Annotated in this window: 24 protein-coding genes and 2 tRNA genes; 16 read left to right on the top strand and 10 right to left on the bottom strand. The window is 71.9% G+C overall.

Features of this window, described 5'->3' with window-relative positions:
- Nucleotides 1-123: 123 nt before the first annotated feature.
- On the top strand, nucleotides 124-1,212 hold the full coding sequence (locus tag ACWC97_RS06115) for a YlbL family protein (protein ID WP_352278353.1): 1,089 nt from the start codon (nucleotides 124-126) through the stop codon (nucleotides 1,210-1,212).
- A 27-nt stretch (nucleotides 1,213-1,239) separates the two neighbouring features.
- Here ACWC97_RS06115 and ACWC97_RS06110 read toward each other — a convergent pair whose 3' ends face one another.
- Complete coding sequence (locus tag ACWC97_RS06110) at nucleotides 1,240-1,800, bottom strand: PPA1309 family protein (protein WP_352278354.1); 561 nt, start codon at nucleotides 1,798-1,800, stop codon at nucleotides 1,240-1,242.
- A gap of 137 nt (nucleotides 1,801-1,937) precedes the next feature.
- Here ACWC97_RS06110 and ACWC97_RS06105 point away from each other — a divergent pair, with 137 nt between their 5' ends.
- From ACWC97_RS06105 to ACWC97_RS06090, 4 genes are all read left to right on the top strand, one after another.
- Nucleotides 1,938-4,922, top strand: a complete 2,985-nt coding sequence (locus tag ACWC97_RS06105; protein ID WP_352278465.1) for a UPF0182 family membrane protein — start codon at nucleotides 1,938-1,940, stop codon at nucleotides 4,920-4,922.
- A 51-nt stretch (nucleotides 4,923-4,973) separates the two neighbouring features.
- Nucleotides 4,974-5,047 (top strand) — tRNA-Met (locus tag ACWC97_RS06100).
- A 212-nt stretch (nucleotides 5,048-5,259) separates the two neighbouring features.
- Nucleotides 5,260-7,302: a tetratricopeptide repeat protein gene (locus ACWC97_RS06095; RefSeq protein ID WP_352278356.1), complete on the top strand. Its 2,043-nt coding sequence runs from the start codon at nucleotides 5,260-5,262 to the stop codon at nucleotides 7,300-7,302.
- A 111-nt stretch (nucleotides 7,303-7,413) separates the two neighbouring features.
- A tRNA-Met gene (locus tag ACWC97_RS06090) sits at nucleotides 7,414-7,487 on the top strand.
- Between the two features lie 143 nt (nucleotides 7,488-7,630).
- Here the strand turns inward: ACWC97_RS06090 and ACWC97_RS06085 are convergent.
- Entirely contained in the window at nucleotides 7,631-8,050 is a 420-nt protein-coding gene (locus tag ACWC97_RS06085) for a Fur family transcriptional regulator (RefSeq protein WP_352278357.1), read from the bottom strand.
- 161 nt (nucleotides 8,051-8,211) lie between these two features.
- Here ACWC97_RS06085 and ACWC97_RS06080 point away from each other — a divergent pair, with 161 nt between their 5' ends.
- Nucleotides 8,212-9,663 carry a catalase gene (locus tag ACWC97_RS06080; protein ID WP_450647700.1) on the top strand — a complete coding sequence of 484 codons (1,452 nt, stop codon included), beginning with the start codon at nucleotides 8,212-8,214 and terminating at the stop codon, nucleotides 9,661-9,663.
- A 72-nt stretch (nucleotides 9,664-9,735) separates the two neighbouring features.
- On the opposite strand, the gene ACWC97_RS06075 is transcribed toward ACWC97_RS06080, so the two are convergent.
- The 6 genes from ACWC97_RS06075 to ACWC97_RS06050 form a co-directional block, all read right to left on the bottom strand.
- On the bottom strand, nucleotides 9,736-10,149 hold the full coding sequence (locus tag ACWC97_RS06075; protein WP_352278359.1) for a CBS domain-containing protein: 414 nt from the start codon (nucleotides 10,147-10,149) through the stop codon (nucleotides 9,736-9,738).
- A 121-nt stretch (nucleotides 10,150-10,270) separates the two neighbouring features.
- Entirely contained in the window at nucleotides 10,271-11,071 is an 801-nt protein-coding gene (gene hisN, locus ACWC97_RS06070; protein WP_352278361.1) for a histidinol-phosphatase, read from the bottom strand.
- Nucleotides 11,072-11,126: 55 nt separating this feature from the next.
- Nucleotides 11,127-11,450: a DMT family transporter gene (locus ACWC97_RS06065; RefSeq protein WP_352278363.1), complete on the bottom strand. Its 324-nt coding sequence runs from the start codon at nucleotides 11,448-11,450 to the stop codon at nucleotides 11,127-11,129.
- A gap of 105 nt (nucleotides 11,451-11,555) precedes the next feature.
- A complete protein-coding gene (rsgA, locus tag ACWC97_RS06060) occupies nucleotides 11,556-12,572 on the bottom strand; it encodes a ribosome small subunit-dependent GTPase A (protein ID WP_352278365.1) in 1,017 nt (338 codons plus the stop codon).
- A gap of 3 nt (nucleotides 12,573-12,575) precedes the next feature.
- Nucleotides 12,576-13,892: a 3-phosphoshikimate 1-carboxyvinyltransferase gene (gene aroA, locus ACWC97_RS06055; RefSeq protein ID WP_450647696.1), complete on the bottom strand. Its 1,317-nt coding sequence runs from the start codon at nucleotides 13,890-13,892 to the stop codon at nucleotides 12,576-12,578.
- A 100-nt stretch (nucleotides 13,893-13,992) separates the two neighbouring features.
- Nucleotides 13,993-14,706, bottom strand: coding sequence for a M50 family metallopeptidase (locus ACWC97_RS06050; RefSeq protein WP_450647694.1), 714 nt, complete (start codon nucleotides 14,704-14,706; stop codon nucleotides 13,993-13,995).
- Nucleotides 14,707-14,784: 78 nt separating this feature from the next.
- Between ACWC97_RS06050 and ACWC97_RS06045 the strand changes: the two genes are divergently transcribed.
- The 9 genes from ACWC97_RS06045 (at nucleotide 14,785) to ACWC97_RS06005 (ending at nucleotide 23,178) form a co-directional block, all read left to right on the top strand.
- Nucleotides 14,785-15,600, top strand: coding sequence for an SOS response-associated peptidase (locus tag ACWC97_RS06045; RefSeq protein WP_352278371.1), 816 nt, complete (start codon nucleotides 14,785-14,787; stop codon nucleotides 15,598-15,600).
- A gap of 31 nt (nucleotides 15,601-15,631) precedes the next feature.
- Nucleotides 15,632-16,300, top strand: a complete 669-nt coding sequence (locus ACWC97_RS06040; protein WP_352278373.1) for an alpha/beta hydrolase family protein — start codon at nucleotides 15,632-15,634, stop codon at nucleotides 16,298-16,300.
- Nucleotides 16,301-16,683: 383 nt separating this feature from the next.
- Nucleotides 16,684-17,340 (top strand): sigma-70 family RNA polymerase sigma factor, encoded by a 657-nt coding sequence (locus ACWC97_RS06035; protein WP_352278374.1) that lies wholly within the window; start codon nucleotides 16,684-16,686, stop codon nucleotides 17,338-17,340.
- Nucleotides 17,337-17,657, top strand: coding sequence for a mycothiol system anti-sigma-R factor (gene rsrA, locus ACWC97_RS06030; protein WP_352278376.1), 321 nt, complete (start codon nucleotides 17,337-17,339; stop codon nucleotides 17,655-17,657). The genes ACWC97_RS06035 and rsrA overlap by 4 nt, the downstream gene beginning before the upstream one ends.
- A 137-nt stretch (nucleotides 17,658-17,794) precedes the next feature.
- Entirely contained in the window at nucleotides 17,795-19,183 is a 1,389-nt protein-coding gene (locus ACWC97_RS06025; protein WP_352278378.1) for an HD-GYP domain-containing protein, read from the top strand.
- Nucleotides 19,180-20,436, top strand: a complete 1,257-nt coding sequence (locus ACWC97_RS06020) for an HD-GYP domain-containing protein (RefSeq protein WP_450647690.1) — start codon at nucleotides 19,180-19,182, stop codon at nucleotides 20,434-20,436. Before ACWC97_RS06025 ends, ACWC97_RS06020 begins: the two co-directional genes overlap by 4 nt.
- Nucleotides 20,437-20,527: 91 nt before the next feature.
- Nucleotides 20,528-21,520, top strand: a complete 993-nt coding sequence (locus ACWC97_RS06015; protein ID WP_352278382.1) for a tetratricopeptide repeat protein — start codon at nucleotides 20,528-20,530, stop codon at nucleotides 21,518-21,520.
- A gap of 104 nt (nucleotides 21,521-21,624) precedes the next feature.
- Nucleotides 21,625-22,263 (top strand): peptide deformylase, encoded by a 639-nt coding sequence (def, locus tag ACWC97_RS06010; protein WP_352278384.1) that lies wholly within the window; start codon nucleotides 21,625-21,627, stop codon nucleotides 22,261-22,263.
- 177 nt (nucleotides 22,264-22,440) lie between these two features.
- Nucleotides 22,441-23,178, top strand: a complete 738-nt coding sequence (locus ACWC97_RS06005; protein ID WP_352278386.1) for a D-Ala-D-Ala carboxypeptidase family metallohydrolase — start codon at nucleotides 22,441-22,443, stop codon at nucleotides 23,176-23,178.
- 61 nt (nucleotides 23,179-23,239) lie between these two features.
- On the opposite strand, the gene ACWC97_RS06000 is transcribed toward ACWC97_RS06005, so the two are convergent.
- Together ACWC97_RS06000 and ACWC97_RS05995 are read right to left on the bottom strand one after the other, a co-directional pair.
- A complete protein-coding gene (locus tag ACWC97_RS06000; RefSeq protein ID WP_450647687.1) occupies nucleotides 23,240-25,162 on the bottom strand; it encodes a family 20 glycosylhydrolase in 1,923 nt (640 codons plus the stop codon).
- Between the two features lie 92 nt (nucleotides 25,163-25,254).
- Nucleotides 25,255-26,229 (bottom strand): helix-turn-helix domain-containing protein, encoded by a 975-nt coding sequence (locus ACWC97_RS05995; RefSeq protein ID WP_352278388.1) that lies wholly within the window; start codon nucleotides 26,227-26,229, stop codon nucleotides 25,255-25,257.
- A gap of 81 nt (nucleotides 26,230-26,310) precedes the next feature.
- Between ACWC97_RS05995 and ACWC97_RS05990 the strand changes: the two genes are divergently transcribed.
- Nucleotides 26,311-26,487, top strand: a complete 177-nt coding sequence (locus tag ACWC97_RS05990) for a hypothetical protein (protein WP_352278389.1) — start codon at nucleotides 26,311-26,313, stop codon at nucleotides 26,485-26,487.
- The last annotated feature ends 62 nt before the right edge of the window (nucleotides 26,488-26,549 follow it).

The following is a 26,549-nucleotide window of genomic DNA, read 5'->3' as shown; positions in this document are numbered from 1 at the left end:
CCAATCCGCGCTGCGGCCTGCCCCTGAACCGGCCCCGGCCGCCGGGGCGCTGCCGCCCGGTGCCCCGTCCGTACGGACCGGCCCCGACAGTGCACTGACGGACCCTTCCCGTACTGTCGTTCCATGCCACGCCGCACCGCGACGCTGCTCGCCTCCACGCTGATCCTCATCGCGCTGCTCTGCGTCGGCGTGGTGGTCAAGGTCCCGTACTCGGAGATGTCCCCGGGCCCGACCGTGAACACCCTCGGCAAGGCGGGCGGCGAACCGGTCCTGCAGATCTCCGGGCACAAGACGTATCCGACCTCCGGCCACCTCAACATGACGACGGTCAGGGTCACCGGCGCCGACTACCGGATGAACGTCGTCGAGGCCGTCTACGGATGGCTGGGGCACGACAGCCTGGTCGTGCCGCACGACACCCTCTACCCGGACGGGAAGACCGAGCAGCAGTCGACGCAGGAGAACGCCGAGGAGTTCAGCCAGTCCCAGGAGAGCGCCAAGGTCGCCGCCCTCAACGAACTGGGCATCCCGGTGAAGTCGCGCGTCGTGGTCTCCACCGTCGTCAAGGGCAGCCCCGCCCAGGGGAAGCTGCACGCCGGCGATGTGATCAAGCAGGTGGACGGCGAGGCGGTGAAGCGGCCCGAGGACGTCGCGAAGCTCGTCACCCGCAACGATCCCGGCGAGAAGGTCACGTTCACCGTCGTCCCGGCGCGTACGGCCCAGGAGGCGGAGAAGGCGGGCAAGGAGCCCGTGGGTAGCCGGGAGGTCGTCATCACGACTGTGAAGGCCCCCAAGGAGGACCGCGCGATCGTCGGCATCCAGGCCGGGACGGACCACACCTTCCCGTTCCGGATCGACATCAAGCTCGCCGACGTCGGCGGCCCGAGCGCCGGTCTGATGTTCTCGCTCGGCATCGTCGACAAGCTCACGCCCGGCGATCTCACCGGCGGCAAGTTCGTCGCGGGCACCGGCACGATGGACGACAAGGGCAAGGTGGGCCCGATCGGCGGTATCACGATGAAGCTGGTCGGCGCGCGTGACGCCGGGGCGGAGTACTTCCTCACCCCGGCGGAGAACTGCGCGGCCGCCGCCTCGGACACCCCGAGCGGGCTCACGCTGGTGAAGGTGAAGACGATCGGCGACGCGAAGAAGTCGCTGGAGAAGATCCGGGTGGGGGACACGGCCGGGCTGCCGAGCTGCTCGGCGGGCTGACCGCGCCCCCCCTGCGGGCGTGACGGGTCAGGCCTCGAAGGTCGCCGCCAGCGCGTCGGCCAGTCCGGGCACCAGCCCGGCGCCGGTCCGCACCTCGCTCGGGGTGTCCTTCGCGCGCAGCCGTACGGCCGCCTCGCGGGTGCCGTCCCGGAGGACCGCCACGGTCATCCGCACCTCCTGGCGCTCCGGGTGCTCGGCCACCCACGAGGTCAGCTGCGCGTCGCTGAGCCCTTCGGGCACGGACGCCTCGGCGGACGGCGGCAGCATCAGCCGCTCCACCGACATGGCGCAGCCCGTCACCGCGTCCGGCCAGGCGATCGTGGCGAGGAACTCGTCGAGGGCGGTGCCGGGCGGCAGCTCGTCCTGCTCGACGGGGGTCAGTGCGGAGGTCGGCGCCTCGGCGCCGTCCAGGCCGAGCTGGGTGGCCAGGGCGGGCTCCTGGCGGCGGAGCCGGGCGGTGTCGACCAGGGCGAAGAGCCGGGCCGGCTGGTCCCAGCCGAGGCCGGAAATGTACTCGTCGATTTCGAGCACGGCCACGGTGAGCGGGCTCGCGGCCATCGGAGGGCCTGAGGGGGAAACGTTGGACATGGCAATATCCTGCCTCCTTCGCCCCCGGAAACGGGAACTAGGTAAAGCGTCAGTAAGTTGAACAAGCGGGCTCTACGATCGCTGGGCCCGCTTCACAACGACCCGCGAACTTCGAGGTGCGCACCTTGGCTTTCCAGATGCCGGACCGCGGCGGAGGCCCCACCGGGCCACGGATCAGAGTCGGCCGCCCGTCCCGGCGTGCCCGTACCCTGCTCATGACACTGGGCGTCCTGGCGGTTCTCGCCATGGCGTTCGTCATGTTCGCCGGGTTCTGGACGGACTGGTTGTGGTACCGGTCGGTCGATTATTCGTCCGTCTTCACCACCACTCTGTGGACCAAGATCGGGCTGTTCCTCGTCTTCGGACTCCTGATGGCCTTCGCCGTCGGTCTGAACATCTGGCTCGCCCACCGGCTCCGGCCGCCGCTGAGCGCGATGTCGCTGGAGCAGCAGAGCCTGGACCGCTACCGCATGAGCCTCGCCCCGCACAAGAAGTGGGTGCTGCTCGCGATCACCGCGCTCGTCGGCCTGATCGCCGGAGCATCGGCCTCCGGTCAGTGGCGTACCTGGCTGATGTACGTGAACGGAGTGGCGTTCGGGCAGAAGGACCCCCAGTTCCACCTGGACGTGTCCTTCTACGCCTTCGATCTGCCCTGGTACCGCTTCCTGCTCGGCTTCGGCTTCGCGGCCACGGTGCTCTCGCTGATCGCCGCCGCGATGACCCACTACCTGTACGGCGGGCTCCGCGTCACCAGCCCCGGCGCGCGGGCGACCGGCGCGGCCACCGGCCATCTGTCGGTGCTGCTCGGTGTCTTCGTCTCGCTGAAGGCCGTGGCCTACTGGCTCGACCGGTACGGCCTGGCCGTGAAGTCCAGCGACTTCAAGGCCACCGACAACTGGACGGGTCTGCGGTACGTCGACGCCAACGCCTACCTTCCGGCGAAGACCATCCTGTTCTGCATCGCCGCGATCTGCGCGGTGCTGTTCTTCGCGACGCTCTGGCGCCGCACCTGGCAGCTCCCGGTGATCGGCTTCGGGCTGATGGTGCTCTCCGCCGTCCTGATCGGCGGGCTGTACCCGGCGATCGTGCAGAAGTTCCAGGTCCAGCCGAACGAGCAGGCCAAGGAAGCCCCCTTCATCCGGAAGAACATCGAAGCGACGCGTGACGCGTACGACATCGACCGGGCGCAGGTCCAGGACTACTCGGGCAAGAGCACGACCGAGGACGACGCCAAGCTGCGCGCGAGCGCGAACGACGCCGCCAGCTACCGCGTGATGGACCCCAACGTCGTCTCCCCGGCCTTCCAGCAGCTCCAGCAGAAGAGGAACTACTACCAGTTCCCCAAGACGCTGGACGTCGACCGCTACAAGGACGCCGACGGCAGGGACCAGGACACGGTCATCGGTCTGCGCGAGCTCAACCTCGACGGCATCCCCAAGCGCAACTGGATCAACGACCACTTCACCTACACCCACGGCTACGGCGCCATCGCGGCCCGCGGCACGACGACCGGCAAGAACCCGAAGGGTTCCCCGGACTTCACCGAGTCCGGTCTGCCGACCACGGGTGATCTGGGCACGTACGAGCAGCGGATCTACTACGGCGAGAAGACCGAGCAGTACTCCATCGTCGGCGGGCCCCAGAAGGAGCTCGACTACGAGGAGGACGGCGAGAAGACCACGAGCTACAAGGGCGACAGCGGGGTCAGCCTCTCCAACGCCTTCAACCGTGCCGCGTACGCCGTCTCGTTCAGCGAGCCGCAGATCCTCTACTCGGGGGCCATCGGCGACGGCTCGCGGATCCTCTACAACCGCACGCCCAAGGAGCGCGTCGAGGCGGTCGCCCCGTGGCTGACCATCGACGGCGACGCCTACCCGGCGGTGGTGAAGGGCCGCATCCAGTGGGTCGTCGACGCGTACACCACGATGAACGGCTACCCGTACGCCTCGCGTACGACGCTCGGTGACACCACGGCCGACTCGCTGACCACCAACCAGCGCGCGGTGGTCGCCCAGCAGAACCAGGTCAACTACATCCGCAACTCGGTGAAGGCCACCGTCGACGCGTACGACGGCACGGTCAAGCTCTACGAGTGGGACACCAAGGACCCGGTGCTCAAGACCTGGCGCAAGGCGTTCCCCGGGACCGTGGAGTCCCGGGCGGACATCCCGCAGGAGCTCGTGGACCACCTGCGGTACCCGCAGGACCTGTTCAAGGTCCAGCGCGAGCTGCTCACCCGCTACCACGTCACCAACCCCGCGCAGTTCTACAGCGGCAGTGACGCCTGGCAGGTGCCGGACGACCCGACCAACAAGGACTCCGGTGCCGTCCCGCCGTACTACCTGAGCATAAAGATGCCGGACCAGACGGCTCAGAAGTTCTCGCTGACGACGACCTTCACCCCGAAGGGGCGGCCCGACCTGGGGGCGTTCATGGCGGTGGACGCGGACGCCGCCAGCAAGGACTACGGCACGATAAGGCTGCTCAGGGTCACCACCACGGTGAAGGGCCCCGGTCAGGTACAGAGTGAGCTCAACGGCAACGACGACGTCGCCGAGTTCGTGCGGAACCTGAAGGGGACCGACTCCGACATCGAGTACGGCAACCTGCTGACCGTGCCGCTCGAAGGGGGCTTCCTCTACATCGAGCCGGTGTACACGCGCGGTGGTACGCAGAACTACCCGCTGCTGCGCAAGGTCGCCGCTTCGTACGGATCGAAGACCGTCTTCGAGAACAGCCTCGGCGAGGCGCTCAACGCGGTCTTCGGGGTGACGGACTCCGGCACCACCGAGCCGCCGGGCGAAACCCGGCCGCCGGGCGAGACCACCGAGCCGCCGGCCACCGGTGACGCGGCGCTGAAGAAGGCGATCGCGGACGCGCAGAAGGCCTACTCGGAGGGCGAGGCGGCCCTGAAGGAGCAGGACTGGACCGCTTACGGCAAGGCCCAGGCGGACCTCCAGGACGCGCTCCAGCGTGCTGCGGCCGCCCAGCCCAAGCCGGGCGCCGAGAGCGACGGCCCGAAGGGTGCGGACTCCTCGGGCGGCTCCGACAAGAGCACGGCCGCCTCCGGTGGTTCCGACAAGAAGAAGGACGAACCGGCCGGAAGCGACAGCGGCGGCTGAGCAACCCGGTAAAGCTCCACCTCGCGTCGTGGTACGGTTGCAACACAACGACGCGGGGTGGAGCAGCTCGGTAGCTCGCTGGGCTCATAACCCAGAGGTCGCAGGTTCAAATCCTGTCCCCGCTACTGAAAGACCAAGGCCCGGATCCTTTCGAGGATCCGGGCCTTCGTCATGCCATGGCGACTTTCTTGTGCAGGGTGAGTGAAGTGCGGTTCGGGGGGCACGTGTTGGCTCCGAACGTGTTTGACTTGTCTCTCTGTGGGCATGTCGACAAAACGCTGAAGTGACCTCACGGTCCTCGTTGTACCGGTGTACGCGGGGTGCGGGTGGTGCGACGATGGAATTTATGGGGGACAGGGCAACTCTGTTGGAGACAGGGCGGTTTATACGGCGACGCACTCATCTGGGCGAGAGTGCGTCGGATGCGGCTTCTGGTAGTCCCGTCGTGGGGGACAAAGAGACCACCGGCACATGGGGGACACCCGGGGCACCTGGGATCATCAAGGCGACCGAGACCGCCGAGACTGCGGGGTGTGCCGCGACCGCCGAGAGCACGGGGACCGAGGAGACCGGGGGCGCGGAGAGTGCCGAGAGCCCGGAGAGCGCCGAGAGCGAGGCACGGCACCGCCGCGCCGCCGACGCCGGGGACACCGCGTCGATGAGCATCCTCGGTGCCCTGCTGTTGCGCAGGGGGGACCTGGACGGGGCGGAGCCCTATCTGCGCGGGGCCACCGCCGAGGGCGACCGGGCCGCCGCCAACAACCTGGGCGTCCTCCTCCACCAGCGCGGATACGTGGACGACGCGGCCGGCTGGTGGCGCATCGCCGCCGTCGCGGGCTCGGCCCCCGCCGCGCACGCGCTGGGCCGCCACTACCGCGAGCGGGGCGACGAGCCCGGCGCCGAGTACTGGCTGCGGCAGTCCGCCGAGCAGGGGCACGCGCTGGGCGCGTACGCCCTGGCCGAGCTGCTGGAGCACCGCGGCGACGTCGGCGCCGAGCGCTGGCTGCGCGCCGCGGCGGAGCAGGGGCACCGGGAAGCCGCGTACCGCCTGGCCCGGCTGCTGGACCGCTCGCCGGCCGACGACCCGCACGACGCCTTCGGGCGGCCGCGTACGGGCCCCGGCGCGTCCGGCCGGGGTGCCGCGCGCACCGGGAACGGCCCGGCGACGGGGCGGGCGGGCGAGGCCGAGCAGTGGTACCGGCAGGCCGCCGCACGCGGTCACCGACGGGCCGCCCTGCACCTCGGCGCCATCCTCGAGCGGCGCGGCGAGGCCAAGGAGGCGGGCCGCTGGTACCTCGTCTCGGCGAAGGCCGGTGAGGCGCGGGCCGCCTGCGCGCTCGGTTTCCTGCTGCGGGACGCGGGCGACGAGGAGAGCGCCGCCGTCTGGTGGCTGCGCGCCGCCCAGGAGGGCGACGGGAACGCGGCCAACGCGCTGGGCGCCCTGCACGCCGCCCGGGGGGAGCAGCAGACCGCCGAGCGCTGGTACCGCGCCGCCATGGACGCGGGCGACGTCAACGGCGCCTACAACCTGGGCCTGCTCTGCGCCGCCCAGGACCGTACGCCGCAGGCCGAGCAGTGGTACCGTCGCGCCGCGTACGCGGGCCACCGCGAGGCCGCCAACGCGCTGGCCGTGCTCCTGCTCCAGGCGGACGACGCGACCGGTGCCGAGCCCTGGTTCTCCAAGGCCGCCGAGGCGGGCAGCGTGGACGCGGCGTTCAACCTCGGCATCCTGTACTCCGGGCGCGAGGAGGACCGCATGGCGCTGGTCTGGTACGAGCGTGCCGCCGCGGCGGGCCACACCGAGGCCGCCCTCCAGGTCGGCATGGCCCTGCTGCACCAGGGCGAGGAGCAGGAGGCGGAGCGGCACCTGCGGTGCGCTGCCGGCGGCGGCAGCGCGGAGGCGGCCTTCCGGCTGGCCGGGGTGCTGGACTCTCGGCAGCCGCCGCCCGGTGCGCCCGCCCTCGGCGAGCCGATGCCCGCGAAGACCGAGTGCGAGGAGTGGTACGAGCGCGCCGCCGAACAGGGCCACCGCCGCGCCCAGGTCCGGGCCGGGATGCTCGCGGCGGCCCGGGGCGACATGGACAGCGCCGCCCGCTGGTACCGGGAGGCCGCCGAGGCGGGCAGCCGCAACGGCGCCTTCAACCTCGGACTGCTGCTGGCCCGCGAGGGCGGCGAGCGGGAGGCGGCGCTCTGGTGGAGCCGGGCGGCGAACGACGGCCACGGCCGGGCCGCGCTCCGCCTCGCCCTCCTGGCCGCCCGCCGCGGCGAGCTCACCGAGGGGCAGCGCTGGTGCGCCCGGGCGGTGGAGCTGGGCCCGGCGGAGGTCGCCGAGCGCGCCGCCCGGCTGCGGGAGGCGCTGCACCAGGAGCTGACCGCGTAGGACGCGTCCGGGGGGCGGCCCGGCCGGTCGCCGCCGGGCCGCCCGCCCGGACCGCGCCGGAATCGATTTGCGCTGGTCCGGAGCCGTGACGTACAGTTCTAAACACAACGACGCGGGGTGGAGCAGCTCGGTAGCTCGCTGGGCTCATAACCCAGAGGTCGCAGGTTCAAATCCTGTCCCCGCTACTGAAACAGAAGGCCGGATCCTTTCGAGGATCCGGCCTTCTGCATAGGTGCGTGCGGATTCAGTAGGTGCGGGATTCGGAACGCGTACATGCGGAAGGACCCCGGCGCACGGAGATGTGCGCCGGGGCCCTTCGCGTACGGATTCAGGCAGCGGCCGCGCAGCCCGGACAGATGCCCCGGTAGGTCACCTCGACGTCGGAGACCGTGAAGCCGAAGCGCTCGTCGCTCGGCAGGTCCGCCAGCGGGTCGCCGGCCGGGTGCACGTCGCGGATCGTGCCGCAGCTCGCGCAGACCAGGTGGTGGTGGGGGCGGTGCGCGTTCGGGTCGTACCGCTTGGCGCGGCGGTCCGTGGAGACCTCGATGACCTCACCGAGGGTCACCATCTCGCCCAGCGTGTTGTAGACGGTGGCGCGGGAGATCTCGGGCAGCTTGGCCACGGCCCTGGCGTGGACCTCGTCGGCCGTCAGATGCACATGGTCCCCGTCGAGTACCTCGGCGACGACGCGGCGCTGCGCGGTCATGCGCCAGCCGCGGCTGCGAAGTCGTTCCAACAGGTCACTCATGGGGATAAGCCTAACAGTCAAGGGACCGTGTCCCGAACGGGTGTGAATCTGGACTTTCGCTTGACTTGGACTTTGTCCATTGTAGGATCGGCAGCGGCATACGCCAAGGGACAGGCTGTGCACGACATGACGAATGTGCAGGAACGACGCAGGAGGCGCACGTGACGCAGGGACCGCTCACCACGGAGGCCGGCGCGCCGGTCGCCGACAACCAGAACAGCCAGACCGCGGGCGTCGGCGGTCCGGTTCTGGTGCAGGACCAGTCGCTGCTGGAGAAGCTCGCCCACTTCAACCGCGAGCGCATCCCGGAGCGCATCGTGCACGCCCGCGGCGCCGGTGCGTACGGCACGTTCACGCTGACCCGGGACGTCTCCCAGTGGACGCGGGCGAAGTTCCTCTCCGAGGTCGGCAAGCAGACGGAGACCTTCCTCCGCTTCTCGACGGTGGCGGGCAACCTCGGCGCGGCCGACGCGGTGCGCGACCCCCGGGGCTTCGCGCTGAAGTTCTACACCGAGGAGGGCAACTACGACCTCGTCGGCAACAACACCCCGGTGTTCTTCATCAAGGACGCCATCAAGTTCCCCGACTTCATCCACACCCAGAAGCGCGACCCGTACACCGGCTCGCAGGAGGCGGACAACGTCTGGGACTTCTGGGGGCTGTCGCCCGAGTCGACCCACCAGGTGACCTGGCTCTTCGGAGACCGAGGCATCCCGGCCTCGTACCGCCACATGAACGGCTACGGCTCGCACACGTACCAGTGGAGCAACGAGGCGGGCGAGGTCTTCTGGGTCAAGTACCACTTCAAGACCGACCAGGGCATCAAGAACCTCACCCAGGCCGAGGCCAACAAGCTCGCCGGTGAGGACCCCGACAGCCACCAGCGCGATCTGCGCGAGGCCATCGAGCGCGGTGACTTCCCGAGCTGGACGGTGCAGGTCCAGATCATGCCGGCGGCGGAGGCCGCCACGTACCGCTTCAACCCGTTCGACCTCACCAAGGTGTGGCCGCACGAGGACTACCCGCCGATCGAGATCGGGAAGCTGGAGCTCAACCGCAACCCGGAGAACATCTTCGCCGAGGTCGAGCAGTCGATCTTCAGCCCCGCGCACTTCGTGCCGGGCATCGGCCCGTCCCCGGACAAGATGCTCCAGGGCCGCCTCTTCGCGTACGGCGACGCCCACCGCTACCGCGTCGGCATCAACGCCGACCACCTGCCGGTGAACCGCCCGCACGCCACCGAGGCGCGGACCAACAGCCGTGACGGCTTCCTGTACGACGGCCGCCACAAGGGCGCGAAGAACTACGAGCCGAACAGCTTCGGCGGCCCGTTCGAGACCGGCCGTCCGCTGTGGGAGGCCACCCAGGTCGGCGGTGACGTCCACACGCACGTGGCGCCGAGCCACGCCGAGGACAACGACTTCGTGCAGGCCGGGAACCTCTACCGGCTGTTCTCCGAGGACGAGAAGGCGCGGCTGGTGGAGAACCTCGCCGGGTTCATCGCCAAGGTGTCGCGCGACGACATCGCCGAGCGCGCGGTCAACAACTTCCGCCAGGCGGACGGCGACTTCGGCAAGCGTCTGGAGGCCGCGGTCCAGGCCCTGCGCGGCTGATCCGGGCGGCTGCCGTCGACGGTGGGCCGGTCTCCTCCTCGGAGGGGCCGGCCCACCGGCCGTTCCGCCGGATCAGCCGCTGAGATCCGCGTGACGGCGCCCGGACGGCGCCCAGCAGCGCAGGATGTCGCGGAGCGAGACGATGCCCACCGGCAGTTGGCCGTCCAGGACGATCAGATGGCGGAAGCCGCCGCGGGTCATGGCCTCCGCCGCCCGCTCCAGGGGCCAGGCGGGCGCGGCGAAGACCACGTCGGTGGTGGTGTGCGGGCCGACGGTCTCGGTGCCCGGGTTGCAGCCCGCGCCGACCGCACTGAGGACGTCCCGCTCGGTGAGGATGCCGAGGGCCGCGTCCTCGTCGGCCCCGTCCAGGTCGAGGACGGCCACCGCCCCGACGCGGTGCTCCGACATCAGCCGGGCGGCCCGGCGGAGCGTGTCGGTGGACCGCACGGTGAGGACCAGTGTGCTCATGGCGTCGCGGACGAGCATGGCGGGCCACCTCCTCGGCGGACGGCCGCGCGGGCGGATTCACGAGTTCACGAACCCGGGGTTTCAGCCTCGCACCGATACCGGGGCGGAACAACCGCGCACCGCCCCGGTGGCGCGGCGGTCAGTACCGCTGGTTGAGGTAGCCGAGCAGTTCGTGGTGGAGCCGCCCGTTGGACGCGGCCGCGTTGCCGCCGCCCGGACCGGACACCCCGTCCAGGCTGGTGAACTTCCCGCCCGCCTCCTGGACGACGATGGCGTTGGCGGCCATGTCCCAGAGCGAGAGCTCCGGCTCCGCGCAGATGTCCACCGACCCCTCGGCGACCATCATGTACGGCCAGAAGTCGCCGTACCCGCGGGTGCGCCAGCAGGCCCGGGTCAGGTCCAGGAAGCCGTCGAGCCGCCCCTGCTCCTCCCAGCCGCTCAGCGAGGCGTACGCGAAGGAGGCGTCCGGGATCCGCTCCACCCCGGACACCTGGATCCGGGTCGCGGAGGTCAGGCTGCGGCCGGTGTACGCGCCCGCGCCCTTCGCCGCCCACCAGCGCCGGTTCAGCGCCGGGGCGGACACCACGCCGACGACCGGCTGGAAGCCGTCCTCGCCCTCCTCCATCAGCGAGATCAGCGTCGCCCAGACCGGCACGCCGCGCACGTAGTTCTTGGTGCCGTCGATCGGGTCGACGACCCAGCGCCGGGGGCCGGTGCCCTCGATCCCGAACTCCTCGCCCAGGATCGCGTCGCGCGGGCGGGCCCGGTGGAGGTGGCCGCGGATGATCTCCTCGGCGGCCTTGTCGGCCTCGGTCACCGGCGTCATGTCCGGCTTGGTCTCGACCTTGAGGTCGAGCGCCTTGAACCGGTCCATCGTCGCCGCGTCGGCGGCGTCCGCCAGCACATGGGCAAGGCGCAGATCATCGTGGTAATCGGGCATGTCGTCACAGTATCGACCGGAGGTGAACAGGGCTACACGGCCCCGTTCGCGCCGGTCAGTGCGAGGAACCGGAGAGCTGGAGGCCGATCACGCCGAGGATGACCAGGGAGATCGAGATCAGCTTGAGCGTGGAGACCACGTCGTCCAGGAAGACCATGCCGTAGATCGCGGTGCCCGCCGCGCCGATGCCGGTCCACACGGCGTAGGCGGGCCCCACGTCGAGCTTCTTCAGCGACAGCGTCAGCAGACCGAAGCTGCCGAGGGCGAAGACGGCGAACGCGATGGTCGGCCAGAGCCGGGTGAACCCGTGCGAGAGCTTCAGACAGACGGCGAAACCGGTCTCCAGGATCCCTGCGACCACCACCAGCAGCCACGCCATCGTCCAGACCCTCCCGCCATGCCGGCCGTCCCGCCACACCGAGTGCGATCACGCCCGGTGTGATGATGAATTTACCTGGTCGAGTGGATCGCAAACGCGATCGGGTCAGTCGCCCTCGCGCCGTTCCCGGGTGGCCAGCAGCCTGCGCAGCGAGTCCAGCCGGGCGGGATCGGCGTGGCCGGCGGCCACCCAGGCGTCCAGGGCGCATTCCGGTTGCCGGCTGTCGTGGGTGCAGCCGCGGGGGCACTCCTCGGCACCGGGCTCCAGGTCCGGGAAGGCGTGGATCACCCGGGACGGGTCGATGTGGTTGAGCCCGAAGGAGCGCACGCCGGGGGTGTCGATCACCCAGCCCCGGTGACCGGGCAACGGCAGCGCCAGGGCCGAGGTCGTGGTGTGCCGGCCCCGGCCGGTGACCGCGTTGACCACCCCCGTCGTACGCCGCCGGTCCTTCGGCACCAGGGCGTTGACCAGGGTGGTCTTGCCGACGCCGGAGTGGCCGACGAAGGCGGTGATCCGGTTGTCGAGCTGCTCGCGGACCCGGTCGGCCGCGTCGCCGTTCTCCAGCTCCTCGCGGCTGGTCACCACGTACGGGACGCCCAGCGGGATGTACGCCTCCAGCAGCTTGTCCGGGGGCGCCAGGTCCGACTTGGTGAGCACCAGGAGCGGGGAGAGCCCGCCGTCGTACGCCGCGACCAGGCAGCGGTCGATCATCCGCGGGCGGGGTTCCGGATCGGCGAGCGCGGTGACGATGGCCAACTGGTCGGCGTTGGCGACGACGACCCGCTCGAACGGATCGTCGTCGTCGGCCGTCCGGCGCAGCACGGAGCGGCGCTCACCGATCCGGACGATCCGGGCGAGGGTGTCCTTGTCGCCGGAGAGGTCCCCGACGAGCGAGACCCGGTCCCCGACCACGGCGGCCTTCCGGCCCAGCTCGCGGGCCTTCATCGCGACGACCGTACGGTCCTCGACGAGGCAGGTGAGGCGGCCCCGGTCGACGGTGAGGACCATGCCCTCCTCGGCGTCCTCGTGCTTGGGGCGGATGTGGGTACGGGGCCGGTTGCCCTTGCGGTTGGGGCGGACCCGGACGTCGTCCTCGTCGGTGTGCTTGCCGTAGCGGCGCATGTCTCAGGCCCCGAGCATTCCGGTCCACATCCGCGGGAAGTCCGGCAGGGTCTTGGCGGTTGTCGCCACGTTCTCGATCTCCACTCCGGGGACGGCCAGGCCGATCACCGACCCGGCGGTCGCCATCCGGTGGTCGTCGTACGTATGGAAGGTACCGCCACGCAGCGGACGGGGCCGGATGTGGAGGCCGTCGGCGGTCTCGGTGACGTCGCCGCCGAGCTCGTTGATCTCCTTGGTGAGCGCGGCCAGCCGGTCCGTCTCGTGGAGCCGCAGGTGGGCGACGCCGCTCAGGGTGGAGGGGGAGTCGGCGAGCGCGGCGAGCGCGGCGATGACCGGGGTCAGCTCGCCGACCTCGCCGAGGTCGGCGTCGATGCCGTGGATCCGGCCGGAGCCGGTGAGGGTGAGGCCGCGCGCGGTCAGCTCGCAGCTGCCGCCCATCGCCGTGAAGATCTCCCGCAGGGCGTCGCCCGGCTGGGTGGTGCGCTCGGGCCAGTCGGGGATGGTGACCCGGCCGCCGGTGACCAGCGCGGCCGCGAGGAACGGCTGGGCGTTGGAGAGGTCGGGCTCGATGGTCAGGTCACGGCCGAGCAGGGCCGAGTGGGAGACCCGCCAGACGTTCGGCTCGCCGCCCGTCTCCGGCTCGTCGACCTGCGCGCCGACCGCCCGCAGCATGTCGACGGTCATCCGGATGTGCGGCATGGAGGGGAGCCGGGAGCCGGTGTGGCGGACCTCCACGCCCTGGTTGAAGCGCGGCGCCGACAGCAGCAGGGCCGAGACGAACTGGGACGAGGCGGAGGCGTCGATCTCCACGGTGCCGCCCTCCAGCGCCCCGCCGCCGTGCACCGTCATCGGCAGCGAGCCGCGCCCCTCGTCGTCGATCCGGGCGCCGAGCGTCCGCAGCGCGTCGATCACGCCGGTCAGCGGGCGCTCGTACGAACGGGGGTCGCCGTCGAAGCGGACCGGCCCGTCGGCGAGGGTCGCGACCGGCGGCAGGAAGCGCATCACCGTACCGGCGTTGCCGACGTCGACCGTGGTGGGGCCGCGCAGCCCGGCCGGGATGACCCGCCACGCCTCGCCCGTGCCGTCCGGCCCGACGCCCTCCTCGATGCCGACGCCCATCGAGCGCAGCGCCTCGGCCATCAGCAGCGTGTCGCGGGAGCGCAGCGGGCGGCGCAGCCAGCCGGGCTCGGCGGCGAGCGCGGCGAGGACGAGCGCGCGGTTGGTGACCGATTTCGATCCGGGGACGGTGACCGTCGCGTCGACGGCCCCCGTCGCGTGCGGGGCGGGCCAGAGGGCAGGGTGCGCGGAACTCTCGGTCATGGTCCTTACCTTAGTGGCTCCCCACCGTGCGCAATCCTTGCCGAAAGCGTCGAAACCGGTCACTTTCCGAGGGTGGGGAACGGTACCGGCCCTCGCCGTCTCAGAGCCCGAGCAGCCAGCGCCCGCCGCCGATCAGCGAGCAGAGCGACACCGCGTGGAAGAGGAAGAGCCAGAGCGCGGCCGGTACGTCCGTCAGCCTCGACAACTGGTCCGCGTCCGAGTCCGGCGCCCCGCCGCGCCGCCGCTTCGACTGGAGCTCGAAGACCGGACGCACCCCGCCGAGCAGCAGGAACCAGACCACGGCGTACGCGAAGAACGCCTGCCAGTCCGGCGAGGCCAGCCAGGACATCAGCAGGAAGGCGGAGCCGGTGACGATCACCGTCAGCGCCCCGTACACGTTGCGGATCATCACCAGCATCGCCGCGAGCAGCGCGGTGGCCACCCACAGCAGCAGGGTGATCCGGCCCTCGGTCAGCAGCCACGCGCCGCCGAGGCCCAGCAGGGACGGGGCGGTGTAGCCCGTGGCGGCGGTCAGGACCATGCCGATGCCGGTCGGCTTGCCCCGGCTCACGGTCAGCCCGCTGGTGTCCGAGTGCAGCCGGATGCCGGAGAGCTGCCGCCCGGTGAGCAGCGCGATCAGCCCGTGGCCGCCCTCGTGCGCGATGGTGACCGCGTTGCGGGTCAGCCGCCACAGCGGGTTCGGCACGGTGACGATCAGCGCCAGCGTGCCGGTCACCACCACCAGCCACTGCTCGGGGGCCGGCTGGGTGCCGAAGACCCGGTCCCAGAGATTGCCCAGATCGGTGCTGTCCATGGTGCGGGCGGCTCCTCGTGGTTTCGGGGTGCGGTAGCGGCGTCCTGCCGGTGCGGCGGTCGTGGCAGTCTGGCACTCATGTGCGGACGGTATGCGGCGAGCCGGCGGCCCGAGGCCCTGACCGAGCTCTTCCAGGTCGAGAAGTGGGAGCCGGCCGAGAGCCTGGCGCCCGATTGGAACGTGGCCCCCACCAAGGAGGTCCACGTCATCGTGGAGCGCCCTTTGAAGGACGCCGGGGACCGCCGTCCGGTTCGCCAGATGCGGGTACTGAAATGGGGGCTCGTACCGTCCTGGGCCAAGTCCCCGGAAGGTGCCGCCCGGATGATCAACGCCCGCGCGGAGACCGTCCACGAGAAGCCGTCCTTCCGGAGCGCCTTCGCCGCGCGGCGCTGCATCGTGCCCGCCGACGGCTACTACGAGTGGGTCACCGGCGCCGACGAACGGCAGCTGGAGGAGGCGGGGAAGCGCAAGCGGCCGCGCAAACAGCCCTACTTCGTGACGCCCGCCGACGGCTCGGTGTTCGCGATGGCCGGACTGTACGAGTTCTGGCGCGACCGGACCCTTCCGGCCGACCACCCGATGGCCTGGTGGGCGACCTGCTCGGTGATCACCACCGAGGCGGAGACCACCCCGCTCGCGGTCGCCCCGGCCGAGGGCCCGGCCACGCTCGCCGACATCCACCCCCGGATGCCGCTGATGCTGACCCCGGACCGCTGGGACGCCTGGCTCGACCCGGCCCGCACCGACGTCGACGAGGTACGGGCGCTGCTCGCGCCGCCGCCCGCCGGGCTGATGCGGGCCTACCCGGTGTCCACGGCCGTCAGCAACGTCCGCAACAACGGCCCCGAACTGCTGGAGGAGCTGGCCGCGCCGGAGATCGGCACCCTCTTCTGACTTCCGGGGCGGCGGCGGGAGGATGGGACGCGTGAGCACAGCAGAGGCGGGCCGCGACGCCCGCACCACCGACCTGGTCGACACCGGCGCCGGACCGGCGAGGATCACCTGGCATCGCGCGACCGGCGGCGCGGACCCCCGCCTGGTGCTGGCCCTCGGGCACGGCGCGGGCGGCGGCATCGAGGCCCGCGACCTGACGGCCCTGGCCGCCGCGCTCCCCGCCCACGGGATCACCGTCGCCCTGGTGGAGCAGCCGTGGCGGGTGGCCGGGAAGAAGGTCGCGCCCGCCCCGAAGACCCTGGACACCGGATGGCGGGGGCTCTGGCCCGCGCTGGCCGCCGAAGGCGCGCCGGTCGTCGCGGGCGGTCGGAGCGCCGGGGCCCGGGTGGCCTGCCGGACGGCGGCGGAGCTGGGCGCGTGCGGGGTGCTCGCGCTCGCCTTCCCGCTCCACCCGCCGGGCAGGCCGGAGAAGTCCCGGGCCGAGGAGCTCCTCTCCACCGGCGTCCCCACCCTCGTCGTCCAGGGCGGCCGCGACCCGTTCGGCCGCCCCGCCGAGTTCCCGCCGGGGGAGTACCGGATCGCCGAGGTGCCCGGCGGCGACCACGGCTTCGCCGTGCCGAAGCGGGCCGAACCCGGCCAGGAGGCGGCGCTGGAACTCCTGACCGGTGCCGTGACCGGGTGGCTGGCCGACCTGGCGTGACGGCCGTCCCGGCGGTGTGACGGATGTGAGCTGACGCACCCCTTGCGACGGGCCGGGACGGGCCGGGCCGGTGTGCCGCGACGTGCCCCCGGCACCCCCGCGTACCCCTGTGGCGTACCTCGGGAATGCCGGGCGCGGGGCCGCTGTTGTCCGAGTCATCGGTACACAGACGTCGTTGTGGAAAGGGAGTCCGTCGCATGGGTCCGACCATCTGCCCGCACCGCTCGAACACCGCTGACCTGGAGTGGACGGTGCTGCATGCGGCCAGGACCACTCCCGAGCGGGGGCTGGGCGGAAAGGATCGACAGCCCGTCCCGAAGCAAGGTCGACTATTCTCCGATTCGAGCGGATCCGGTCTCGGTTCCGCCACGGCGTTGGAGGAGGTGGGTCCGGTCACTGGGACCGATACGGGGACCGACGACGGCCGCGCACAGGAGTCGCCCGCCGAGCGCAACGCGCGCTTCGAACGGGACGCGCTCGGATACCTCGACCAGATGTACTCGGCCGCGCTGCGCATGACGCGCAACCCCGCGGACGCCGAGGACCTGGTCCAGGAGACGTACGCGAAGGCGTACGGCTCGTTCCACCAGTTCCGCGAGGGCACCAACCTCAAGGCGTGGATGTACCGCATCCTCACCAACACGTTCATCAACTCGTACCGCAAGAAGCAGCGCGAGCCCCAGCGCAGCGCCGCCGAGGAGATCGAGGACTGGCAGCTGGCGCGCGCCGAGTCGCACATGTCGACCGGTCTGCGCTCCGCGGAGTCCCAGGCGCTCGACCACCTGCCCGACTCCGACGTGAAGGCCGCTCTCCAGGCGATCCCCGAGGAGTTCCGCATCGCCGTCTACCTCGCCGATGTCGAGGGCTTTGCGTACAAGGAGATCGCGGACATCATGGGGACTCCCATCGGTACGGTGATGTCCCGACTGCACCGGGGCCGCCGCCAGCTGCGCGGCATGCTGGAGGACTACGCCCGTGAGCGCGGGCTCGTCCCGGCCGGTGCCGGAGAGTCGGACGATCGGAAAGGCTCGGGCTCATGAGCTGCGGAGAGCCGCACGAGACGGACTGCTCGGAAGTCCTCGACCATCTCTACGAGTTCCTCGACCACGAGATGCCCGACAGCGACTGCACCAAGTTCGAGGTGCACTTCGAGGAGTGCTCCCCGTGCCTGGAGAAGTACGGCCTGGAGCAGGCCGTCAAGAAGCTGGTCAAGCGGTGCTGCGGTCAGGACGACGTGCCCAGTGACCTCCGGTCCAAGGTGATGGGCCGGATCGACCTGATCCGCTCCGGGCAGGCCGTCCCCGAGCAGGACATCACGGCCGCGGACAGCGAGCAGCCGACCGCCGCCAAGGAGTGACCCACGGCGGCCGGTCCGCCCCGGCCGCCGCCCCCGCATCACCCGAATGTGCTAATCGGGCTCATTGACGCTCGACCGCTCGCACCAATCGCTAGCGTGGCGCCTCCATTGACGACGTCGGAGGGCGGGGCGAGCGGGTGAGAGCCACAGGCGGGGCGGCCCGCGCGTTCATCGCGACCGTCGCGGCAGGCGCCGTGTGCTGTGCCGCCCCCGCGCTGTCCGGCGGCGCCGGAACACCCTGGGGCACCACCGCGCTGCTCGCCGGGCTCTATCTCGTCTGCGAGCTCCCCGGCCGCCGCCCCTTCCCCGGCAATTCCCTGCCGATCAGTGCCGGATCGTTCTTTCCGCTGCTGCTCGCCGCCGCCTTCCTGCTGCCGCCCGCCGCCGCGGCCCTGGTCGCCGTGCCCGGCTCGCTCGTCGGGCGGGTGGAGCGGCCGCCCGCCGCCGAGCGGCGCGTCTGGCGGGCCGCGCAGCTCGCCGTCACGGTCTGGGCCGCCTCCACCGTCCACGGACTGCTCGGCGGCCCGGCCACGCTCGGCGGCCCCGGCCGGCTCCCCGACCTCCCGTACGCGATGCTGCCCGGCTGCGCCGCCGTGCTCGCCTTCAGCCTGGTGCTGGCGGCGCTGGACGGATCGGTCCTGGCCGTCGCCGAACGGGTCCCGCCGCGACGGGCCTGGAGCGGGCTGCCGGGCCGCTCGCTGGGGCCGCACCTGGTGCACGGGCTGGCCGGACTGATGATGGCGGTCCTGTGGCACGGTCCGTACGGGCCGCTCTCCGCGCTCCTCGTCCTGCTGCCGATGTACATCTCCTGCTGGGTCTTCGCGCAGTACCACCGCGAGCACGCCGCGCACCGCGCCACCATCCGGGCCCTGGTCGAGGCCGTCGACCTCAAGGACACGTACACCCGGGGCCACAGCGAGCGGGTCGGCCGGGCCTCCGTCCTGATCGCCCGGGAACTCGGCATGGACCAGGACCGGATGGAGGTCGTCCGCTTCGCCGGGATCCTGCACGACGTCGGCAAGCTCGGCGTCCCCACCCGGGTGCTCCGCAAGGACGGGCCGCTCACCCCGGAGGAACGGCAGGTGATCGAGCTGCACCCCGAGTACGGACACGAGATCGTGCGCGGAATCGGCTTCCTCGGCGAGGCGCGGGCCGCCATCCTCCACCACCACGAACGGCTCGACGGCACCGGATACCCGTACGGGCTCAGCGGGCGCGAGATCCCGGAGTTCGCCCGGGTGGTCGCGGTGGCCGACGCCTTCGACGCGATGACCTCGACCCGCTCGTACCGGCGGGGCCGGCCGGTCCCCGCCGCGCTGGCGGAGCTCAAGCGGTGCGCGGGCACGCAGTTCGACCCCCGGATGGTCCGGGCGCTGGCCCGCGGCCTGGAGCGGCACGGCTGGGCGCCGGAGACGGCGGCCGGGGCGGCGGACGGGCCCGCTCCCGGCCGGGTCCCCGCGCCGGCGGCGGCCGAGGAGGCCGGTCCCGCGGCGGGGCGGCAGGCGTCCGCGGACCGCCGCGGATGACCCGCACCGGGGCCGGAGCGCCCCTCGTGCTCCTCGGCGCCCCCGCCGTCCGGGTCGCCGCGGTGCTGCTCGCCGCCGCCGGGCTCGGCCGCACGCTCTGGGAGGGCGTCCACGACCCCGGGCACGCCCTCGTCTTCGGGGTGCTGATCGCGCTCGGCGAGCTGACCCGCTGGGGCGCGCTGCCCGGGGAGCGCGAGCCCGCGCCGCTCGGCGCCGCCGGGGCGCTGGCGTACGCCCTGCTCGGCCGCAGCGGCGGTACGCCGACCACGCACGGGGTGCACCAGGTGGTCGCCGTGCTCGTCGCGGCCCAGCTGGTCGCCTCGGTGCCGCATGTGGCGCGCGGCACCGGGCCCTCTCCCGACCGGGTGGCCCGCCGCGTCCTGACGGTCGCCTTCGCCGCGGTCTGCTTCCAGCCCCTGTATGCCGGGGGACTGCTCGCCGAGGGCCCGTACTACGTCCTCGTGCTGGTCCTGATCCTGGTCCTGACCGCGCTGTGCGACGCCGTGCTGGCGGCCCTGCTGCTGTGCGCCCGCACCCGCCACCCCTACCCGCCGCTCCTCCGCGACGAGCTGCGCGGCCTCGTCGGCATCGGCTCGGCGGTCGGTGCCACCGGGGTGGTGATGGCCATCGGGGTGGCCGTCGCCGGGCTGTGGGCGCTGCCGGTGCTCTGCGTACCGCTGCTGCTGACCCAGGTCTCCTTCCGCCGCTTCGTCGCCGTCCGCACGACCTACTGGCAGACCATCGCCTCGCTCGCCCGGTCCACCGAGATCGCCGGGTACACCCCGCCCGGCCATGCCCGCAGGGTCGCGGTGCTCTGCCGGGCCGTCGGCCGCGAGCTGGGGCTCTCGGGGAGCCGGCTGACCGTCCTGGAGTACGCCGCCCTGATGCACGACATCGGCCAGCTCTCGCTGGTCGACCCGGTCCCGGCCGGGGCGACGGCCACCCTGCCCGCCGCCGAGCAGCGCCGCATCGCCCTGCTGGGCGGCGCGGTGGTCCGGCAGACCGGGGTGGACGCCGAGGTCGCCGTCGTCGTGGAACGGCAGGCCGACCCCTACCGCGAGCAGCCGTTGTCCGCCAGGATCGTCAGGGTCGTCAACGCATACGACGACCTCTGCGGGGAAGGTCTCATCGGGCCACTGGGTGCGCTCGAACAACTCAGGCTCGGCACGGCCCACGACTATCAGCCCGAAGTCGTGGAGTCGCTGGCCAGGGTCCTGGCGCGGGGCGCTCCGGTCCCGGTCCCGCCCGGGTAACCCACGGGTAATGAGCGGGCGTCCGGCCCGGCATGGTTGGATGCGAAGAGAGTGGAAATCAGAGGGTGTCCAGTCGGGACAGGCGGGAATCGTGAGGATCTTCGGGAAGGTACGGCATCGGCCCTCCGCCTCTTGGCGGCAGGCCACGGACCGCGCGTTCACGCTGATCGGCGACGGCCGGTACGAGGACGCGGGCGCGCTGCTGACGCGTGCGGCGGACCTGGAACCCTGGCTCTCGGAGTCGTGGTTCAACCTGGCGCTGCTGCACAAGTTCCGGCACGACTGGGAACAGGCCAGATCCGCCGGTCTGCGGGCCGTCGCGCTGCTGGGCAAGGAGTCCGGCGCTCCGGACTGGTGGAACGTGGGCATCGCCGCCACCGCGCTCCAGGACTGGCCGCTGGCCCGCCGGGCCTGGCAGGCGTACGGGCTGAAGGTGCCGGGCACCGGCCCGCACGTCTCCGCGGCCAACAGCGAGCCGGTCGGCATGGAGCTGGGCAGCGCCGCGGTGCGGCTGTCGCCGGAGGGCGAGGCCGAGGTGGTCTGGGGGCGCAGGCTCGATCCGGCCCGGATGGAGGTGCTCTCCATCCCGCTGCCGTCCTCCGGCCGCCGCTGGGGCGAGGTCGTGCTGCACGACGGGGTGCCGAACGGTGAGCGGGTGACCGCGGCCGGGCCCTCCTACCCCGTCTTCGACGAGATCGAGCTGTGGGCGCCGTCCCCCGTGCCGACCTGGGTGGTGCTGCTGGAGGCTGCCACGGAGGAGGACCGGGACGCGCTGGAGCGGCTGGCCTCCGACGCCGGGTTCGCCGCCGAGGACTGGTCGTCCTCCGTGCGGCTGCTCTGCCGGGCCTGCTCGGAGAGCCGGATGGAGAGCGACGAGGGCGACGGCGAGCACCTCGACCCGCACGACCACAGCGAGCCGGGCCATCCCGGTCCGCTGGGCCACCGCACCTCCGGCGAGCTCTGGGTGCCCGAGCGGGAGTGCGGGATAGCCGCGCCGGCCGGGCTGGTGCGCGGTCTGCTGGACGGCTGGGTGGCCGACAGTCCGGACAGCCGCGAGTGGCGGGATCTGGAAGAAGTCTGCTGACCGGTGCCCGTAGGCTGTACGGACACCGGTCGCGGTGCACGGGCAACCGGGTCCCGGGACTGCCGGGCGGCCGGTTTCGGCTTTGAGGAAGGCGTACGGCGGAGATGGCGCAGCAGGAGACGGACGAGCAGATCACCCTCGACGACGAGGGATTCGTCGTGGACACGGAGGACTGCGAGGCGCGCGAGGCGGCGTACCGCGAGCGCGGCACCGCCCGTCCGATCACGGTCGTCGGCAATCCGGTGCTCCACAAGGAGTGCGCGGACGTCACCGAGTTCGGCGACGAGCTGGCCACGCTGATCGACGACATGTTCGCGAGCCAGCGGGCGGCGGAGGGCGTCGGCCTGGCCGCCAACCAGATCGGCGTCGACCAGAAGGTCTTCGTCTACGACTGCCCGGACGACGAGGGCGTACGACACGTGGGCGTCGTCTGCAACCCGGTGCTGGAGGAGCTGGCGCCCGAGCTCCGGGTCCTGGACGACTCCAACGAGGGCTGCCTCTCGGTGCCGACCGCGTACGCCGAGCTGGCCCGCCCGGACTACGCGGTGGTCACGGGGCAGGACGCCAAGGGCAACCCGATCCGGGTCCGGGGCACCGGCTACTTCGCCCGCTGCCTCCAGCACGAGACGGACCACCTGTACGGCTACCTGTACATCGACCGGCTCTCCAAGCGCGACCGCAAGGACGCGCTGCGCCAGATGGCCGAGGGCACGCCGCGCTACGAGACCGTGCCGAACGACTGATCCGTACGTACGTGTCGGGCTTCCGCGGACGGGCCCGGTCCTCCTCGGCGGGGGACCGGGCCCGTCCGCCGTCCCGTTCCGGAACTGTCAATTGCCGTTCCTTTACGAGAAGTTGACGCGCGTCGACTCGTCCGCCAGTCTTTCCCCCCACACCTCTTTCGTGTTGGGAGCCCCCTCATGCTCAAACGCACCGCACGACTCCTGCTCGGCCTTGTCATGACCATGGCGTTCGCCTTGGGTGGTGCCGTGATGACCGCCGGCACCGCACAGGCCGACGGCTGCTACACCTGGACCCGCACGCTGTCCCCCGGCGCCACCGGCAACGACGTCGTCCAGCTCCAGATCCGGGTGGCCGGCTACCCCGGCTACAACGCGGTGCTCGCCATCGACGGGTCCTACGGGCCGGCCACGACCGCCGCCGTCAAGCGCTTCCAGGCCGCCTACGGCCTCGCCGCCGACGGCATCGCGGGCCCCGCCACCCAGGCCAAGATCTACGCGCTCCAGGACAACGACTGCACCCCGGCACACTTCACGTACCCCGAGCTGAACACGTGCAACAGCACCTGGGCCGGGGGCAAGGTCGCGGCCGGAACGGCGAAGGCCAACGCGCTCAGCTCGATGTGGAAGCTGGAGGCGCTGCGGCACGCGCTGGGCGACCAGCCGCTCCGGGTCACCAGCGGCTTCCGCTCCGCCCCCTGCAACTCGGCGGTCGGCGGCGCCTCCAACAGCCGCCACATGTACGGGGACGCCGTCGACCTCGGCGCCGGGCCGCACGCGCTGTGCACCATCGCCAAGCAGGCCCGCAACCACGGCTTCAACGGGATCCTCGGCCCCGGCTACCCGGGCCACAACGACCACATCCATGTGAACCAGGGCCCCTCGCACTACTGGTCGGCGCCCAGCTGCGGCATCTGACGCACCGGTCCCGCGCGCCGGCCCCGAGGGCGCGGTGCGCGGGACCTCTCCGTCCGGCGGATCAGACGGCGAGCGCGGTCAGCCGGGTGCCGTCCGTCGTCTGGACGGCGGCGCCGTCGGCGGCCCGCTCCGTCAGGCGGAGCTGAGAGATCGCGTTGCGCAGGACGAGCGTCCCGGCCGCCGTGTCGAGCTGCCAGCGCTGGGTGCGTGAGGCCGTGGAGCAGTCGCCGAGCGAGAGTTCGGCCCCCACTTCCAGCGGCGCCCCGAGGTACTTCCTCCCGCGCACCGCGTCCAGGCACTGATCCGTGCCGGCCGGGCGCGCCGTGTAGTAGCCGTCGGAGGTCGCCGCCAGCGTCCATGCGGTGGTGCCGCCCCGGACCAGGGACACCCCCGAACCGTCAGCGGAGGACAGGGACTTGGCGCCCGACGTCAGCCGGTACGTGCCGTCGGGCAGCGGGGTGCGGTCGGTGTTCGACCAGCCCGGGGCGTGGCCGATCCGGCGGGCCATCGCCTCGAAGCCGTCGTAGCTGTCGCTCGGCCTGGGGCCACCCCAGGTGGCCTGGGCCAGGAAACGCAGCGGCATGAACGTCTTGGCCTCCACCTCGTTCTCGGTCTCGGCCGCCGCGCTGTCCGGCCACAGGCTGATTTTCGCCCCGGTGAGACCGGCCGACCGCGCGGGCAAGGTCTCACCCTCGAAACGCAGCGGCGTCCAGTCGCTCTCGTAGAGCTCACGGGTACGGCTGGTGTAGCCGCCGCGCACCAGGTACAGGGCGTACGCGGAGTTCATGACCGGGCGGCCCTCGGCGAGCAGCGCGGACGGCTTCTGGATGGATCCGCCGCCCAGCCAGTGCTCGACGGTGATGTCGGGATCGAGCCGGACCACGCCGTTGCGGCCCATGAGGCCGTCGTTCCAGATCCGCAGCGACCGGCCGCCCGCCCGTACATGCGCGTCGACCTGGTTGACGAAGTCGACGAAGAGGTCGTCCGGGGTCGCGTCCGCGCCGAACCGCGCGGTCGCGGCGGCCTGGAGCTGGGGGTAGTCGGGGTAGGAGGAGCCGATCATGTACTCGTCCGCGCCCATGTGCCAGGAGCGGGTGTCCCACACCTCCAGCGCCTCGTCGACCAGCGAGGTGTAGTACGTGAGCGCCTCGGGCCGGGAGATGTCGAGGCGGGGCGGGGAGGAGACCCCGTCGCGGTCCTTGAGCTGGAGCTCCGGGTGGTTCTCCAGGTAGGTGTCCATGTGGCCGGGGGAGTTGATCTCCGGGACCAGTTCGACGTGGTACTTCTTCGCCAGCGCGACGAGGGCGCGGACCTGGGGCTTCGTGTAGTAGCCCCAGAAGGCGGACGCCGGGTCGGTGTCGCTCCTGACCTTGGCCTCGATCCACAACTGGTTGAGCTTCTGGGACGCCATGTCCTTGAGCAGCCGCTCGAACCAGGGAATCGACACATTGATGTAGCAGGCGCAGACGCCCACTCCGCGCTCCCGGTACGCGGGTACGTCGGTCGCGGTGCCGCGCGCGGCCCTGCCGTCGTCGTTCAGCAACTGGAGCACGGTCCGGGAGCCGTAGAAGACGCCGGTGGAGGTCGCGGCGGTGACCGTGATCCGGTCCCCGACATCGAGCCGGTAGCCCTCCGTGCCCAGCGAGCTCTTCAGCGAGGGGTCCTGGCGCAGTACGACGTCCCCGCCCCGGGCCGCCGCGCCCCGCGTCACCGGGGCCCGGCCGGTGGCCAGCTCACCGGCGAACCGCCGGGCATCGGCGGTCGTCCGGCCGTCCCGCACCCCGGCCAGCACGATCCGGGTCCGGCCGGTCAGGGTGAACTCGCCCTCGGCGGGCTGCCACTGCCGTAGCGAGGGCAGTACCTCGGGCGGGGCAGCGGTGGTGGGGGAGTCCGTGGCCGAGGCGCTCTGCCAGGGCAGCAGTGCGGCGGCGAGCGCGACGACCAGGGCCCCGATGGTCCTTCGTCCTGTCTTCTGCATGTCCATGCCCGAGACCCTGCTGGGCCCGCCGGGCATCGGTCCATGGACAGGTGCGGCGAGCGCTTGGACGAATCGTCCGACGTCAGACCTGCCGAGGTTCAGGCCACGTCGACGACGGCGCCCGGTCCGCGGAAGGTGCGGCGGTACGCGTTCGGCGTGGTGCCCAGGGAGCGGACGAACTGGTGGCGCAGGGCGGCGGCGGTCCCGAAACCGGTGCGCCCGGCGATGGTGTCCACCGTCTCGTCGGACGTCTCCAGCAGGTGCTGCGCGAGGAGGACCCGCTGGCGCAGCAGCCAGCGGTACGGCGTCGTGCCGGTCTCCTGCTGGAAGCGGCGGGCGAAGGTGCGCGGCGACATGTGGGCCTGCGCGGCCAGTTGGTCGACGGTCATCTCCTCGTCGAGGTGGCGCTCCATCCAGACGAGCGTCTCGCCCACGGTGTCGCAGGAGGTGCGGGGCAGCGGCCGCTCGATGTACTGGGCCTGCCCGCCGTCCCGGTGCGGCGGCACCACCATGCGGCGGGCGATGGCGTTGGCGGCGTCCGGCCCGTAGGACTGCCGGATCAGATGCAGGCAGGCGTCGATCCCGGCGGCGGTTCCGGCCGAGGTGATGATCTGGCCCTCGTCCACGTACAGCACGTCGGGCTCGACGACGGCCCGCGGGTAGCGGCGGGCCAGCTCCTCGGTGTGCCGCCAGTGGGTGGTGCAGCGGCGCCCGTCCAGCAGCCCGGCCGCGCCGAGCACGTACGCGCCGGAGCAGACGCTCAGCACCCGGGCGCCCCGGTCCACCGCCCGGCGCAGCGCGTCCAGGGCATCCTCGGGGTACTCCCGGTCCACGTAGTGGCCGCCGGCCGGGATGGCGATCAGGTCGGCCTCCTCCAGACGGTCGAGGCCGTGCGGTGTGCTGAGGGTGAAACCGGCGTGGGTGCGCAGCACCGGTCCCTCGGCCGAGACCACCGCGAAGTCGTGGAACGGCAGCCCCTCGTCACTGCGGTCGAGCCCGAAGACCTCGCACAGCACCCCCAGCTCGAAGGGGTGGACCTCGTCCAGCAGCAGTGCGGCGACATTGTTCAGCATGGCACCAGTGTGGCAGTAATTCGATGCTCCATGACAGTCCTGCCACTGCCGCGATCCTTCGGCGGGGGCGAGAGTGGAGCCATGACCGCAATCGAGAACGTACTCGGCATCTCCGCACTCATCGTTCTTTTCCTGGCACCCACCCTGGCCGGGCTCGCCCGGGAGCGCCGCATCGACCGCGAGCTGCGCGCCGCGGAGGCCCCGGCCCCCGCCCCCGCCCCGAGACGCCCGTACGTCAGAAGCTGGGCCCGCGTCTGATGCCGTGTCCGGGGCCACCGCCCCGAGTCCCCCGTACAGCAGAAGGCCGGTCCCGCCGCGTA

The sequence above is a fragment of the Streptomyces sp. NPDC001108 genome, assembly GCF_053598535.1.
Note: the sequence above shows the minus strand (reverse complement) of the source record. Positions and strands in the feature narration are given on the sequence as shown.